This is a genomic window from Pseudomonas sp. P129 (genome assembly GCF_020312195.1).
In the GTDB taxonomy this organism is placed as follows: Bacteria; Pseudomonadota; Gammaproteobacteria; order Pseudomonadales; family Pseudomonadaceae; genus Aquipseudomonas; species Aquipseudomonas fragariae.
In genome coordinates, this window is sequence record NZ_JAGPYS010000003.1 from 45,313 (window position 1) to 59,114 (window position 13,802).

General features: G+C 60.0%; 12 protein-coding genes and 1 pseudogene. 2 read left to right on the forward strand and 11 right to left on the reverse strand.

The annotated features are described in order from the left end of the window. Positions 1-100: 100 nt before the first annotated feature. The 9 genes from KBY02_RS09925 to KBY02_RS26180 form a co-directional block, all read right to left on the reverse strand. Positions 101-982 carry an aldose 1-epimerase gene (locus KBY02_RS09925; RefSeq protein WP_225650266.1) on the reverse strand — a complete coding sequence of 294 codons (882 nt, stop codon included), beginning with the start codon at positions 980-982 and terminating at the stop codon, positions 101-103. Then, a complete protein-coding gene (locus KBY02_RS09930; RefSeq protein WP_103714109.1) occupies positions 957-1,928 on the reverse strand; it encodes an EamA family transporter in 972 nt (323 codons plus the stop codon). The genes KBY02_RS09925 and KBY02_RS09930 overlap by 26 nt, the downstream gene beginning before the upstream one ends. A gap of 84 nt (positions 1,929-2,012) precedes the next feature. After that, positions 2,013-3,293 carry a TRAP transporter large permease gene (locus KBY02_RS09935; RefSeq protein WP_003404808.1) on the reverse strand — a complete coding sequence of 427 codons (1,281 nt, stop codon included), beginning with the start codon at positions 3,291-3,293 and terminating at the stop codon, positions 2,013-2,015. Next, a complete protein-coding gene (locus tag KBY02_RS09940; protein ID WP_032656626.1) occupies positions 3,294-3,821 on the reverse strand; it encodes a TRAP transporter small permease in 528 nt (175 codons plus the stop codon). A gap of 62 nt (positions 3,822-3,883) precedes the next feature. Continuing rightward, positions 3,884-4,909, reverse strand: a complete 1,026-nt coding sequence (locus KBY02_RS09945) for a TRAP transporter substrate-binding protein (protein ID WP_103378278.1) — start codon at positions 4,907-4,909, stop codon at positions 3,884-3,886. A gap of 57 nt (positions 4,910-4,966) precedes the next feature. After that, entirely contained in the window at positions 4,967-5,851 is an 885-nt protein-coding gene (locus KBY02_RS09950; protein ID WP_225650268.1) for a glucurono-1,5-lactonase, read from the reverse strand. Between the two features lie 42 nt (positions 5,852-5,893). Further along, entirely contained in the window at positions 5,894-6,721 is an 828-nt protein-coding gene (locus KBY02_RS09955) for an NAD-dependent epimerase/dehydratase family protein (protein ID WP_003404814.1), read from the reverse strand. A gap of 179 nt (positions 6,722-6,900) precedes the next feature. Next, positions 6,901-8,169 carry an OprD family porin gene (locus KBY02_RS09960; protein ID WP_096103775.1) on the reverse strand — a complete coding sequence of 423 codons (1,269 nt, stop codon included), beginning with the start codon at positions 8,167-8,169 and terminating at the stop codon, positions 6,901-6,903. A 141-nt stretch (positions 8,170-8,310) separates the two neighbouring features. Beyond that, the gene (locus KBY02_RS26180; RefSeq protein WP_263870156.1) at positions 8,311-8,442 is read right to left on the reverse strand and encodes a hypothetical protein; all 132 of its coding nucleotides are present in this window, start codon (positions 8,440-8,442) and stop codon (positions 8,311-8,313) included. 226 nt (positions 8,443-8,668) lie between these two features. On the opposite strand from KBY02_RS26180, the gene KBY02_RS09965 reads away from it, so the two are divergent. Then, positions 8,669-9,433, forward strand: coding sequence for an SDR family NAD(P)-dependent oxidoreductase (locus tag KBY02_RS09965; RefSeq protein WP_096103776.1), 765 nt, complete (start codon positions 8,669-8,671; stop codon positions 9,431-9,433). Between the two features lie 63 nt (positions 9,434-9,496). Here the strand turns inward: KBY02_RS09965 and KBY02_RS26520 are convergent, their stop codons facing one another. Then, positions 9,497-10,360: a methyl-accepting chemotaxis protein gene (locus tag KBY02_RS26520; RefSeq protein WP_370661162.1), complete on the reverse strand. Its 864-nt coding sequence runs from the start codon at positions 10,358-10,360 to the stop codon at positions 9,497-9,499. Between the two features lie 39 nt (positions 10,361-10,399). Beyond that, positions 10,400-11,731 (reverse strand): annotated as a pseudogene (locus tag KBY02_RS26525) (methyl-accepting chemotaxis protein); the annotation flags it as partial. A gap of 66 nt (positions 11,732-11,797) precedes the next feature. On the opposite strand from KBY02_RS26525, the gene KBY02_RS09975 reads away from it, so the two are divergent. Next, the gene (locus tag KBY02_RS09975) at positions 11,798-13,678 is read left to right on the forward strand and encodes a methyl-accepting chemotaxis protein (RefSeq protein WP_225650270.1); all 1,881 of its coding nucleotides are present in this window, start codon (positions 11,798-11,800) and stop codon (positions 13,676-13,678) included. The last annotated feature ends 124 nt before the right edge of the window (positions 13,679-13,802 follow it).

Here is a 13,802-nt window from a genome sequence, read left to right on the forward strand (position 1 = left end):
GGCTGATGTTTCGGATGAATAAGAATATGTTTTTTTGGGATATGTCAACGGGATATCCCGACTCGTTCTGTAACTTGAAATGAGTCACCAGGACACTTATTCATAACCCCCGCTTCAGGTCCTTGTAACGAAGACTGAACTCCAGCGTCACTGACTCTCCCTGCCGCAAGAGCTTCAACCCAGGATGCCCCGGCAAATGATGGGCATTGACCGGGTGGCTGACCGGCTCGAAACAGAAGAAATCCAGCCCCGACGGGCAGAACACCAGAAAGTATTCGCTGCCGGTGGCCTGGCAGTGCAATTCGTAGCCCAGGTCCGGCTGGCTGATGATGCTCTGGCCATCCCAGCCGGTGAAACCGTTGTCCAGACGTGTGTCGGGCAGAGTGTTGCCGTGACGGAAGTCCCACTCGGCGGGCAGGTCCTGCAAGGCGCGGGGCAAACCGCCTTCGTCGCATAGCCAGACCTGTGCAGCCCTGGCCTGCAAACGAGTGTGGGCCGTGCGTGGCAAGTACGGGTGCAGGCCCAGCCCGTGCCAGATGGCGCGGCTGTCCTGATGGGTGGTGCTCAGTTCGATGCTCAGCGTGCCCTCACGCAGGGTGTAGCGCAGGTGCGCGCGGTAGGCGAATGGCGTCTGGCTGTCGAGTTGCAGGCAGACCTGCTCTGCGCGCTGTTCGATGACGGTCCATGTTTGCTGCCAGGCGCTGCCATGGATCGGCAGCGGGTCGTTGGCGCTGTTTGGTTCCAGGGCCAGCCAGCCGTCTGGTGTCTCGAAACCGCCGTTGCCGATCCGGTTCGACCACGGCGCCAGCGGGTAGCAGGCCAGGCGACGGGGCGTCCCGGCCGCCAGAGCCTGTTCGTCGCTAGGGCGCAGCAGGGGTTGCCCGCTGGCCAGGACGCTCCAGTTGACGATACTGCCGCCGATGTCGGGGGCCAGTGTCAGGCGGGTCAGGCCATCTTCAAGGGTCAGTACGTTCGTGGACATGCTTCAAAGCCTTTCTGGATGATTGAGGGTCAGGCGACTGGGCGCGACGCCAGGTCAGCAGCACGATGCCGCTGACCACGATCAGCCCGCCGACCACCTGACCGCTGCTGAGCAATTGGTCGAGAATCAGCCAGCCAAACAGCAGGCTGGCCACCGGCTCGATATTCATCACTGGCGCGTTGCGGGCGATGTCCAGCCTTGCCATGCAGATGAACAGCAGCGAAAAGCCCAGCCCGTACAAAACCACCAGACTGGCCAGTGCGCTCCAGCCGACAGAACTCGTCGGCAGACCCACGCCGCCGGGCAGCACGCCGCTGCTGCCGGCGATGGCCGCGACGACGAACACCACGGCCATGGTCAGCATGCTGCGTACGCTGCCGCGCATGCCCGCCAGTTTGTTATCGGTAATCCACAGCGCAAAGGCGAACACCACCGCAGCGGTCGACGCGTAGACGACGCCCTCCAGCCATTGCGGCTCGCTGCTGCCGGGGTTCGACAGGCGCTGTGGCACGTCCAGCGCCAGCGTCAGGCCAAACAGGATCAAGCCCATCAGGCCTGCTGCGCGCCGTGTCGGCCTGGCTCCCCCCAATGCCCAGGTCAGCAACGCCAGCAAGATCGGCGAGACATTGACCACCAGCAAGGCCAGGGCCACCGGAATACGTGCCACCGCCGAGTAGATGCAAAAGCTCTGAGTGGCGATCAGCAACCCCAGAAGCAGCTGCCAGCGCCAGGTGCTGGTGGGCAGACTGAGCCTTTCACGCTGCCAGAGCACCAGGCTGACCAGCACCAGCAAGGTGACGCCGGAGCGACAAAGGATGGCCAGCAGCAGGCCGGTGTCATGATCGAAGGCAATGCGCGCCGCGATGTGGTTGCCGGCAAACGAACAGGCCAGCAGGGCCAGGATCAGCACGGCAATGTGGCGCGGAAACAGGGCAGGGGCAGACATACGCAAACCAGCCTCCTTGGCTGGACAACAGAGGTGCATGCCGGAGCCCTTTCGGACGCTCCGGCAGCCTTGCAACTGGAGACGTCAGAGCACGACGCTCGGCAGCCACAACGAGATGGCAGGAATGTAGGTCACCAGCATCAGCACCAGGAACAGCGCGACATAGAACGGCACCAGTGCTTTTACCGTGGCTTCGATGGTGACCTTGCCCACCGCGGCACCGACGAACAGCACCGCGCCCACCGGCGGGGTAATCAGCCCGATCCCCAGATTGACCAGCATGATCATGCCGAAGTGCACCGGATCGATACCGACACCGACGATGACCGGCAACAGAATCGGGGTCAGGATCAGAATCAGCGGCGCCATATCCATGACCGTGCCGAGCAACAGCAACATCACGTTGATGCACATCAGGATCACGTAGCGGTTGTCCGACAGGGTCAGGAACGCGGTGGTGATCTTCATCGGGATTTCCATCAGCGTCAGGATGTAACCGAAGCTGGCGGCAAAACCGATCAGAATCATCACGATGGAAATGGTGCGTGCCGCCCGGTGCATCAGTTTGGGCAGATCGCGCCATTTGTAATCGCGGTAGATGAACATGGTGACAAAGAACGCCCAGAGCACGGCAATCGCCGCCGACTCGGTGGCCGTGAAAATCCCCGACAGAATGCCGCCGAGAATAATGACCATGGCCATCATCCCCCAGAGCGCTTCACCGGCGATTTTCAGCGCCTGACGCAGCGGCACTACTTCACCCTTGGGGTAATTGCGCTTGCGCGCGAAGATCATGCACAGGCCCATCATCACCGCGCTGAGCAGCAGGCCCGGCAGGATCCCGGCCATGAACAGCGACGCGATCGACACCGTGCCGCCTGCCGCCAGCGAATAGAGCACCGAGTTGTGGCTGGGCGGAGTCAGCAGCGCCTGCACCGAGCCGCTGACGGTCACTGCCGTCGAGAAGTCGCGCGGGTAGCCGTTGCGTTCCATTTCCGGGATAAGCACCGAGCCTACCGAGGCCGTGTCGGCCACCGAGGAACCCGAGATCGCGCCGAAGAAAGTCGAAGCCACGATATTGACCAGCGACAGCCCGCCACGCACGAAGCCCACCAGCACCGCAGCAAAGGCGACCAGACGTCGCGACATGCCGCCTTCGGCCATGATCGCGCCGGCCAGCACGAAGAACGGAATCGCCAACAGCGAGAATTTGTTAACCCCGCCCGCAATCTGGATCATCAGCGCATCGGCCGGGATGTCGATCCACCAGGCGCCGATCAGGGCTGAAAGGCCCAGCGCGTAGGCCACCGGCATGCCGATCAGGATCAACGCGATAAAGCTGCCCAACAGTATAAAAGCGTCCATTTATGCAGCACCTTCGCTTTCTTCAATGACGTCGAAGCGCATCACTGCGCGATGACTCTGGTCACCCAGCAACAGCTTTTCCAGGACGAATACCAGCGTCACGAGGCCGCCAATGGGGATCGGCAGATAAGAGATGCCGACGCGCAGAAACGGCAGTTCGCCGACGAATTGATTCCAGGTGGTAGCGCACAGCTTGAAGCCCTTGAAGATCATGAACAGGGCGACGATCGCCATCAGAATCTGCACCACTACGCTGGCGACTCTGCGCACCTGCTGCGGCATGCGGTCCACGGCCATCGACACGGCCATGTGCGCACCGGCCCGGTAACTGGCGGCGGCGCCGAAGAAGGTAAACACCACCATCAGCAGGATGGCAGTGGGTTCCGGCCAGCTGGAGCCGCTGCCGAGGATGTAACGGGCAAAGATGCCCCAGGGAATGATCAGGGTCATGATCAACACCGACAGACCGGCAATGCCGATGCAGACCCGATAAAGCATGTCGTTGATGCGCAATAGCGTATTTTTCATAAGGCTCACCACTGCGGCGGCGAACGAGCTGGTGCTCGTTCCCGCTGCGTAATCGGACAGGCTTATTGGGCCGCTTGGGGGTTGCTCGCCGCCAGTGCCGGATCGGTCTGGACCGCTCCGATGCGGTCGATCAGACCCTTATATTTCGCACCGTATTTGTCGCGTACCGGCTGGGTCGCGTCGTAGAAGGCTTTCTTCTGCTCGGGCGTCAGCGTGATGAACTCCACGCCAGCAGCCTTGAGCTTGGTCTCGGCATCGGCTGACGACTTGTCCCACAGCACGCGTTCTTCCATCTGCGCTTCACGTGCGAGCTTTTTCACCAGTGCCTGCTGCTCGGGGTTGAGCTTTTCCCACGTGGTTTTCGACATCACGATGGGCTCGGGCAGGATCAGGTGTTCGGTCATGGTGAAGAACTTGGCGTTCTGGTAGTGGTTATGCTGGAAATACGTCGGCGGGTTGTTTTCCGCACCGTCGATGACGCCGGTCTGCAGGGCGCTGAAGATCTCGCCGGTGGCCATGGCGATGCCGTTACCGCCCATGTCGTTAATGGTTTCGATGAACACCGGGTTGCCCTGAACGCGGATTTTCATGCCTTTGAGGTCGGAGATCTGGCGTACCGGCTTCTTGGTGTACAGGTTGCGGGTGCCGCCATCCATCCACGCCAGGGCGACCATGTTGAATTCGGAGTTGCTGATCTTGTCGAGGATTTCCTGACCGATCTGGCCATCGATGATGGTGCGCATATGCGCCTGATCACGGAACACGAACGGCAAGTTGAAGACGTTAACGTCCGGCACTACCGGGCCAACGATGCCGAGGCTGACGCGGGTCATCTGCACGGCGCCACTCTGGACCTGCTCGACGACCTCCTTCTCGGAGCCGAGCACACCGCCTGCGTACATCTTGAAACTGATCTCGCCCTTGGACTGTTCTTCGAGTTTCTTGCCCATGTTCTGCTCTGCCACGACCGGCGCATAACCAGCAGGGTGAACCTCGGCGAATTTGATTTTGACGTCTGCCTGGGCCATGCCTGACACACAGAAGGCCAGCGGAAGTGCTGCGATGAGGAGCGTGCGTTTGAAATCCATGGATATCTCCGATTTTGTTATTTTTGGTCGAGCTACGGGATTTTCGGTAGGGCGCTGTCAGCCCTGAAACGTGGGTTCCTCCAGGCCTTTGACGCCAGGTCGCAGGGCGAACACACCACCGGCCAGTGGCTGATCGCCAATATCGCCACCCGGGCGAATGGACGTCACGAACAGGGTGTCCAGGTTGGGGCCGCCAAAGGCACACATGGCTGGCTTTTTCACCGGCACGACCAGCGAGCGGTCGAGTTTGCCGGAGGGAGTGAAGCGGTGGACCAGGCCTGCGTCGTTGCCACAGATCCAGTAGCAGCCGTCGGCGTCGATCGCCGCGCCGTCAGGGCGACCCAGGTGATGGCTCATGTCGACGAACAGGCGGCGATTGTGTGGCGTGCCGCTGTCGGTGTCGTAATCGAACGCCCAGATCTGCTGCACGCTGGGGTGTGAGTCGGACAGGTACATGACCTTGCCGTCGGGGCTGAACGCCAGGCCATTGGGGACGATGAAATCCTTGAGCTGTGCGTCCAGTGTCTTCTGGCCGGCACTGTAGCGATACAACGCACCCACCCTCGCACCGGCGGCCATGTCCATGAACATGGTGCCCGCCCAGAACCGACCCTGTCGGTCGCAGCGGCCGTCATTGAAGCGCATGCCTGCCTGCGCGTGTTCGACGCCGGCCAGAAGCGTGCTGATCAGGCTGCCGTCTTCGCAGGGCTGCAAATGAAAGATTCCGTTCTCCATCCCCGCCACCCAGCCACCCCGGCTGTCGGCGGCGATACAGGCGAGCATTTGCGGCGCTTTCCAGCTGCGCGTGCTGTCCTGATTGAAGTCCCAGCGATGCAGCTCGCCCTTGGGAATATCCACCCAGTACAGCGCTTGATCACGCACGCTCCAGACCGGGCTTTCGCCGGTGGCGTTCTGTGCATCGACAATCAGTTCGGCATCCATGACGGTTCGTGTCTCCAGAGTGCTGCGAGAGGAAAGCGCTGCTTATTGGTCGCCGAACGGTCCTGAAGCGACAAAGGCACCGCCCTGGTAGAGCATTGCCGGGTCATCGGCTGCCGGCAGCGGCTGGGCGTCGACCTTCTCGCGGAACACTTCCGAGCTGTCCTTCGGGGTGTAATCCAGTTTGCTGGCCAGGCGGTTGTCCCACCACACGGTCTTGTTGTCCGAAACGCCGTAGACCACGGTGTGGCCCACGTCTGGCGTGTACAGCGAGCGCTCGATCAACTGGGTCAGGTCGCCAAAGCTCAGCCAGGTGCTCATCATTCGGCGGTTTTGCGGTTCGGCAAACGAGGAGCCGATGCGGATGCTGACGGTTTCGATGCCGTAGCGATCGAAGTAGAAGCTGGCCATGTCTTCGCCGTAGGACTTGGACAGACCGTAGTAGCTGTCCGGACGGCGAGGGGAGTGCGCGTCGATGGTCTCGGTCTGCTTGTAGAAACCGATCACGTGGTTGGAACTGGCGAAGATCACGCGTTTCACGCCGTGCCGGCGGGCCGCTTCGTAGATGTGGAACACGCCGCAGATATTGGCGCCGAGGATCTCCTCGAACGGTCGCTCGACCGACACACCGCCGAAATGCACGATCGCATCGACGCCTTCGACCAGTTGGTGTACGGCATCCTTGTTGGCCAGATCGCAGACCTGAACTTCTTCACGGTCGTCGACAGCGGGCGCCATCTCGGCAATGTCGGAGAGCCGCAGCACGTTTGCGTAAGGGCGCAGTGTTTCGCGCAATACCTTGCCCAGGCCGCCTGCCGCGCCGGTCAGCAGGAGGCGATTGAAGGGAGTTTGAGTGGTATGAGCCGATGCCATGAGAGAAGTCCCGATTGTTATTTTTGTCATCTGTTGTCGTATGACTTGCCGGATTATCGGCACCGCATACGCTGATTGTCAACGCGGCCAAGGTCTAAAAACGGGCTGGGCACGCCCTTGGCCGGATACATTTGTAACAAGGCAAAACCTGCCGTCGCCGACAGGCTCCGCCACCGCTTTCAGAGCAACGAAATAGGGTAGCTGACGAACACGCGATTCTCGTCAAATTCGTTGGTGCTGAAATCGCGACGCAGGCTCGAGTTGCGCCATTTGACGTTCAGGTTCTTCAGCGCACCGCTTTGTACGGTATAGGCCAGTTCGGATTCCCGGCCCCATTCCTTGCCGTCGGTGATGTTGCCGGTGTGCACATTGTCGCCGCTGATGTAGCGGTTCATCAGGGTCAGGCCGGGCACGCCCAGCGTCGCAAAGTTGTAGTCGTGGCGCAGTTGCCAGGATTTCTCTTTGGCGTTGTCGTAGCTGGAGTTATAACTGTCGTTGGCCAGCGTACCGCCACTGGTGCCGTTGACGCGCATCCACGCGGTGTCGCCAGTCAGTTTTTGCAGGCCGACATAGAAGGTGCTGCCGCCATAGCGGGCCGAGAGCAGCGCGTAGGCCGTCTTGTTATCCAGGTCCCCGGCCAGTTTGTTGCCGTCTTCCTTGCCGATGAAGTAACCCAGATTCGCGCCCAGGGTCCAGTCGCCAAGCGGCTGGCTGTGCAGTAGGTTGAAGAATTGCTGCTGATAGATGTCCTGCAGTTCCGAGTACCAGACGCCTACCTGAGTAAGCTTGTCGTTGAAGACATACTCGCCGCCGCCGAAGTTGAAGCGGTCCGAAGTGAATGCGCCTCGCCCGTTCAGCGACATGTCTTCCATGCTCGCGTCGTTGCGCGGGCTGTTGCCGCGGAATTGCCCGCCGTACAGGGTCAGGCCGTCGATCTCCTTGGACGTGACCTGGCCACCGCGAAACGTCTGCGGCAACGAGCGACCGTCATCGGAGCGCAGGATCGGCAGCACTGGCATCCATTCACCGACCTTCAGTTCGGTCTTGGAAAACCGCGCCTTGCCTGCCACGCCCAGGCGCCCGAAATCATCGGCCGGCCGACCGTCGCTGTGGATCGGCAGCAACTGAGTGCCGCCCGTACCCTTGCCGCCATCGAGCTTGAGCGAATAAAGCCCCAGCACGTCAACCCCGAAGCCCACCACGCCCTGGGTGAAGCCCGACTTGGCGTCGAGAATGAAGCTTTGTGTCCATTCCTCGGCCTTGCCCTGCGGCGCGGCGCTGCTGGGGTACGCAGGATTGGTGAAATTACGGTTGAAGTAGGCATTACGCAGGTTGAGCGTGGCCTTGGTGTCGTCGACGAAACCCTCGGCCATGCCGAGCATCGGGAAAATCAGCGTCATGCCGCCGACGCCCAGCAGGATGCGTGAGCGGGTAGTGTGAGATGTCATTATTGTTGTGCTCCCTTGTTTAGTGAAACCTTCCCCTTTCCTGGCCGCGCGCAAGCGGCGGCCGACACCTTCGAGGATTACGTGATGCCTGTCGCCAGGCATGGCCTCGACCTGCAGACGGCCGAGTACCGTTCGCTGTGTTTAGCGAATGGTGTGAATCGAGAAGGGTGTCTGGTAGTGCGAGTGTTCAGTAAACAACGAGGTATCACCGATCCAGGCTTCGATGATTGAGCCCTTGCTGATCGAGCGGGCAGGCGCGGCGTTAGTGTTCATGATGGACAGGCCTCGGTGTTGTTTTTATTTTTGGCGTTATAGGTTGTCGTACAACTTCTGGGATTATTTGCAGACCGTTGCCGCGTTGTCAACGCACCCATGGTCGAGGTTTAACGATTCACCGGTCATTTACCGCGCTCCTGAAAGCAAAATCAAATGCGAGTGAACGCTGCGGGTGGGTGTGCAGTCCACCCGATAATCCTGTTCATTTTTTGGAGACTGCCGAATGGATCGTTTCACCCAGAAAGTCATCGTCGTCACAGGTGCCGGTTCCGGAATCGGCGAAGCGACCGCCAAACGTTTTGCCGAGGAAGGCGCGAGCGTGGTGCTGGTCGGCCGCAATCACGACAAGCTGGCCAAGGTGGCCGCGCAACTGAAGGGCGAAGGGCACTTGGTCAGAGCCACGGATGTGGCCGACCCGAGCGACGTGGAAGCGCTGTTCAAGGAAGTGGCGACCCGTTTCGGGCGTCTGGATGTGCTGGTCAACAATGCCGGCATCGTCAAGTCCGGCAAAGTGACCGAGCTGGGCATAGAGGACTGGAAAGAGCTGATGTCCGTGGACCTGGACGGCGTGTTCTATTGCACCCGCACCGCCATGCCGGCACTGATCGCCAGCAAAGGCAACATCATCAATGTCTCGTCGGTGTCCGGTCTGGGCGGCGACTGGGGCATGAGCTTCTATAACGCGGCCAAGGGTGCCATCACCAACTTCACCCGTTCGCTGGCCATGGATCATGGTGCTGACGGCGTGCGTGTGAATGCCGTTTGCCCCTCACTGACCCGCAGCGAGCTGACCGAAGACATGCTCGGCGACAAAGCGTTGATGGCCAAATTCATGGAGCGCATCCCATTGGGGCGCCCGGGTGAAGCCGAAGACGTCGGCGACGTGATTGCCTTTCTGGCCAGCGATGACGCGCGCTTCGTGACCGGCGTCAACCTGCCGGTAGACGGTGGCCTGTCGGCGTCCAACGGGCAGCCGCCGCAGGCCTGATTGTCACGGGTGCAGAAACAATCAAGCCCGGTAAAGACCGGGCTTGATGTCAACGCTGGGTGATCAGATGCGGAAGCGGCTGACCATCGTCTGCAGTTGCCCGCCCAGGCGTGCCAGTTCGACGCTGGACGCAGCGGTTTCTTCGCTGGCCGAAGCAGTCTGCTCGGACACATCGCGGACATTGACGATGCTGCGGCTGATTTCCTCAGCGACCGCGCTTTGCTCTTCAGCGGCGGCGGCAATCTGCTGGTTCATCGCCTGAATGCTGGAAACCGTTTGCGTGATGCTGCCCAGCGACGTACCTGCCTGACGGCTGAGGGTCACGCTGCTGACGGTCAGTTCGCGGCTGTTGAGCATGATGCTGGACACCTGGCGCGTACCGCTTTGCAGCGCAGCGACCAGTGTTTCGATCTCCACGGTGGACTGCTGCGTACGTTGTGCCAGGCCGCGAACTTCGTCGGCAACCACGGCAAAACCACGTCCGGCTTCACCCGCACGAGCCGCTTCGATGGCGGCGTTGAGCGCCAGCAGGTTGGTCTGTTCGGCCACCGCCTTGATGACGTCCATGACCTTGCCGATCTTGTCGCTTTCCTGCTCCAACTGAGTCATGGCATCGACCGAGCGGCCCACTTCATTGGCCAGACGCTCGATCTGGACGATCGCTTCACCCACCACCTTGTCACCGTCACGCGCTTCGCGGTCGGCGTTGGACGCGGCCTGCGAGGCCTGTTCGGCGTTACGCGCCACTTCTGCAACCGTCGCCGACATCTCGTGCATGGCGGTGGCGACCTGATCGGTTTCGACTTTCTGGCTGTTGACGCCAGCGCTGGTCTGTTCGGTAACCGCCGACAGCTCTTCGGCGGCACTGGCGATCTGTACGACGCTGTCGCGAATACCGCCAATCAGTTCGCGCAGAGTGGTGCCCATGCGCTGGATGCCTTGCTGCAGAACGCCGAGCTCATCACTGCGTGTCACCGCGAGGGTCTGGGTCAGGTCACCGGACGCAATACGGTCGACCACTGCCAGGGTTTCGCGCAGGGGACGGGTAATCTGCCGGGTGATGATCACTGCGGCGATAATGCCCAGAATGATAGCCAACAGGGTGCAGGTGATCTGCGTGGTACGTGCCTGTGCGCTTTCCTGATCGCGGCGATCCAGTTGCAGCTTGTACATGTCCTCGCTGATCTTGACGATATCCTGCCCTTGCGTGGTCATTTCCTTGCGCGCCTGGACAATCGTGCCCGTGGCGGCCTTGAAGTTCTGCAAGGTCGTCCGGTAGGCCATCAACGAGGTTTCCAGCTGCCTGAGCTGATCGGCCTGAGTGCCGCTGAAGGTTGTCTTGAGCGCGTCCAGATCCTTGATGGCCGCATCCAGTTTCGAAACAGCTGCCTGCTCGGTCTCGGGCGTGGCATTGGTGGTGTAGCCGCGCACTTCATAGCGTGCGAGTCTCAAGTCATCTTTGGCATCGGTGACGAGTCGGTACTGCTCGAACCGGTTGGCGTCAGCCGGGTCCATGTTTCTGACTTCAGTCACAAGCTGCTCGAACACCGCGAGGCTTTTGACCGCATGGGTCGTCAGCTCATCACGCGCAGCGGTGCTGGCCTTGTAGCCACTGCGCATGTTGTTGAGGGACTTCTGGTAGTCAGCGATCACGATGCCCAACTGATCGAGCATTTTCAGGTTTTCGGGACTTTTGAACGAGGCGCGCAGTTTTTCCTGATACGCCTTGAAGCTGTCCAGCGAGGTCTGCACGGTTTCGGCTACCTTCTCGTCGCCGTCGGCCACCATATATTGCAGGCGCGTCACGCGCAGTTTGGTCAACTGCGCATTGAGTGAAGTAATGTCACTCATCCAGTTACTGCGGTTGATCAGCCCGCTCATGCTGGTCCAGCCAGTCAGTGCAAGAATGGCTGTAAAAACAAGTACCAGACCGAAGCCGAGGGCCAGTTTCATATTCACGCTGATGTTTGCAAACCAGCTACTCATTGAATTCTCCAACAACTGCCATTGAAACGGTCTTATCCCTGAAAGGTATGGCATACAGGTCAGGGCGGGGTGAGGTATACAGACACTATCGGCAGGAACTGGCCAAGCTGAAATAAAAAATAAAGAAAGTTCCACGACGCCTGGAATATTTTTTTCCAGGCATATCATTTGCGCCAGCACACCGTTATAAAGCACCGCCGAAGTCATTAAAGTAGAGCGCCGAATTCCAGAGGGAACGGCACACCGTCGGCTGTGTTTGCGAGACCAAAACCCTATCCGTTGCAGGTTCATTGTGTGTGCAGGGCATGACATTTTTTGTGTCGCAACTTGCTCTGGCCTCCGAGCCTTCTTCCAGCAGTCCTGTTGAGATGCCTTGTCATGAATTTAAAGTTTCGTCATAAGATTCTGCTGGCCGCGGCCGGTGTAGTGGTGCTGGCGTTCGCCTTGTTCACTTTGTACAACGATTACCTGCAACGTAAGACGATCAACCAGAACCTCGAGTCCTCCGTGGGTCAAGCGGGTCAACTGACTGCCAGCAGCGTCCAGAACTGGCTGAGCGGGCGCATTCTGGTGCTGGAAAACCTCACCCAGAACGTAGCCTTTCAGGGGGTCAATTCCGACCTCAGCGGACTGGTATCGCAGTCTGCGCTGGTATCGACCTTTCAGTTCACCTATGTCGGTGACAGCAAAGGCACATTCACCCAGCGGCCCAATGTGGACATGCCCGCGGGCTACGACCCTCGCCAACGGCCCTGGTACAAGTCCACCGTCGACGCAGGCAAGACCATTCTCAGCGCGCCGTATCTGGCTTCTGTGGGTGGCCTGGTGGTAACGATCGCCAGCCCGGTCAAGGCGGCAGGCCAGGTCACGGGTGTCGTCGGCGGCGACCTGAGCCTCGACACGCTGGTCAAGATCATCAACTCGGTCGAATTCGGCGGGCTGGGTTACGCCTTTCTGGTCAGTGGCGACGGGCAGATCATCGTCAGTCCGGACAAGGAGCAGGTGATGAAAAACCTCAAGGACATCTACCCCGGACAGACCATCAGCCTGGACGCGCGCCTGCGTGAGGTGAGCCTCAATGGCCAGCAACGGCTGCTGTCATTTACCCCGATCACCGGGCTGCCCTCGGCTGACTGGTACATTGGCCTGTCGATCGACAAGGACAAGGCCTATGCGCCATTGAGCCAGTTTCGCAGCTCGGCGATGGTTGCCGTGCTGATTGCAGTGGCCGTGATTGCGTTGCTGTTGAGCCTGCTCATTCGTGCGCTGATGCGCCCGTTGACCGACATGGGTCGTGCGATGCAGGACATCGCCCAGGGCGAGGGTGATCTGACCCGGCGCCTGAGCATCCAGGGCAAGGACGAGTTCGCAGCGCTGGGTGGCTCGTTCAATCAGTTCGTGGAGCGCGTGCACGCGTCCATCGTCGAAGTGTCCTCCGCAACGCTTCAGGTGCATGACCTGTCGCAACGGGTGGTCAACTCCTCCAACTCGTCCATTGTCGGTTTCGATGAGCAGAGCGCCCGAACCAACAACGTCGCTGCAGCTATCAACGAGCTGGGCGCTGCAACCCAGGAGATTGCCCGTAACGCATCGGACGCCTCTATCCAGGCCAGTGAGGCCCGCAACCAGGCAGAAGATGGCCAGGTAGTGGTCGAGAAAACGATACATGCCATGAGCGCGCTGTCGGCCAAGATCAGTGATTCCTGCACGCAGATCGAGCAACTCAACGCCAGCACCGAAAATATCGGTCACATTCTTGATGTCATCAAAGGCATCTCGCAGCAGACCAATCTGCTGGCCCTCAACGCCGCCATCGAAGCCGCCCGCGCGGGGGAGGCCGGACGCGGTTTTGCGGTAGTTGCCGACGAGGTGCGCAACCTTGCGCATCGTACCCAGACGTCTGCCGACGAGATTCACAAGATGATTGGCAGCCTGCAGAGCGGCTCTCAGCATGCCGTACTCAACATGAATGAAAGCCAGACGTCGAGTCAGGAAAGTGTCGAAGTTGCCAATCAGGCGGGCAGTCGTCTGCGTGATGTGACACGGCGCATTGGCGATATCGATGGCATGAATCAATCCGTTGCTGCGGCGACAGAAGAGCAGACTGCCGTTGTAGAAACCCTCAATATCGATATCAATCAGATCAACACGCTTAATCAACAAGGTGTGGCCAACCTTAATGAAACGCTCAAGGACTGTGCTGCGCTTTCGCAACAAGCCGGGCGTTTGAAGCAACTGGTCGACAGTTTCAAGATCTGACCGTACATCCAGTAACAGAGGCCGGGCCACTTATACGTAGCCCGGTCTTCAAGAGTGAGGGCTTGCAAGTACCAGTGAGTGGGGGGGGCAGCAAGCCCGCTGGACCGTCCAGCATCATCCGCCC

Coding starts and splice junctions, on each gene's coding strand:
- KBY02_RS09925 (WP_225650266.1), bottom strand. CDS start 982: ATGTCCACGAACGTACTGACCCTTGAAGATGGCCTGACCCGCCTGACA.
- KBY02_RS09930 (WP_103714109.1), bottom strand. CDS start 1,928: ATGTCTGCCCCTGCCCTGTTTCCGCGCCACATTGCCGTGCTGATCCTG.
- KBY02_RS09935 (WP_003404808.1), bottom strand. CDS start 3,293: ATGGACGCTTTTATACTGTTGGGCAGCTTTATCGCGTTGATCCTGATC.
- KBY02_RS09940 (WP_032656626.1), bottom strand. CDS start 3,821: ATGAAAAATACGCTATTGCGCATCAACGACATGCTTTATCGGGTCTGC.
- KBY02_RS09945 (WP_103378278.1), bottom strand. CDS start 4,909: ATGGATTTCAAACGCACGCTCCTCATCGCAGCACTTCCGCTGGCCTTC.
- KBY02_RS09950 (WP_225650268.1), bottom strand. CDS start 5,851: ATGGATGCCGAACTGATTGTCGATGCACAGAACGCCACCGGCGAAAGC.
- KBY02_RS09955 (WP_003404814.1), bottom strand. CDS start 6,721: ATGGCATCGGCTCATACCACTCAAACTCCCTTCAATCGCCTCCTGCTG.
- KBY02_RS09960 (WP_096103775.1), bottom strand. CDS start 8,169: ATGACATCTCACACTACCCGCTCACGCATCCTGCTGGGCGTCGGCGGC.
- KBY02_RS26180 (WP_263870156.1), bottom strand. CDS start 8,442: ATGAACACTAACGCCGCGCCTGCCCGCTCGATCAGCAAGGGCTCAATC.
- KBY02_RS09965 (WP_096103776.1), top strand. CDS start 8,669: ATGGATCGTTTCACCCAGAAAGTCATCGTCGTCACAGGTGCCGGTTCC.
- KBY02_RS26520 (WP_370661162.1), bottom strand. CDS start 10,360: ATGGGCACCACTCTGCGCGAACTGATTGGCGGTATTCGCGACAGCGTC.
- KBY02_RS09975 (WP_225650270.1), top strand. CDS start 11,798: ATGAATTTAAAGTTTCGTCATAAGATTCTGCTGGCCGCGGCCGGTGTA.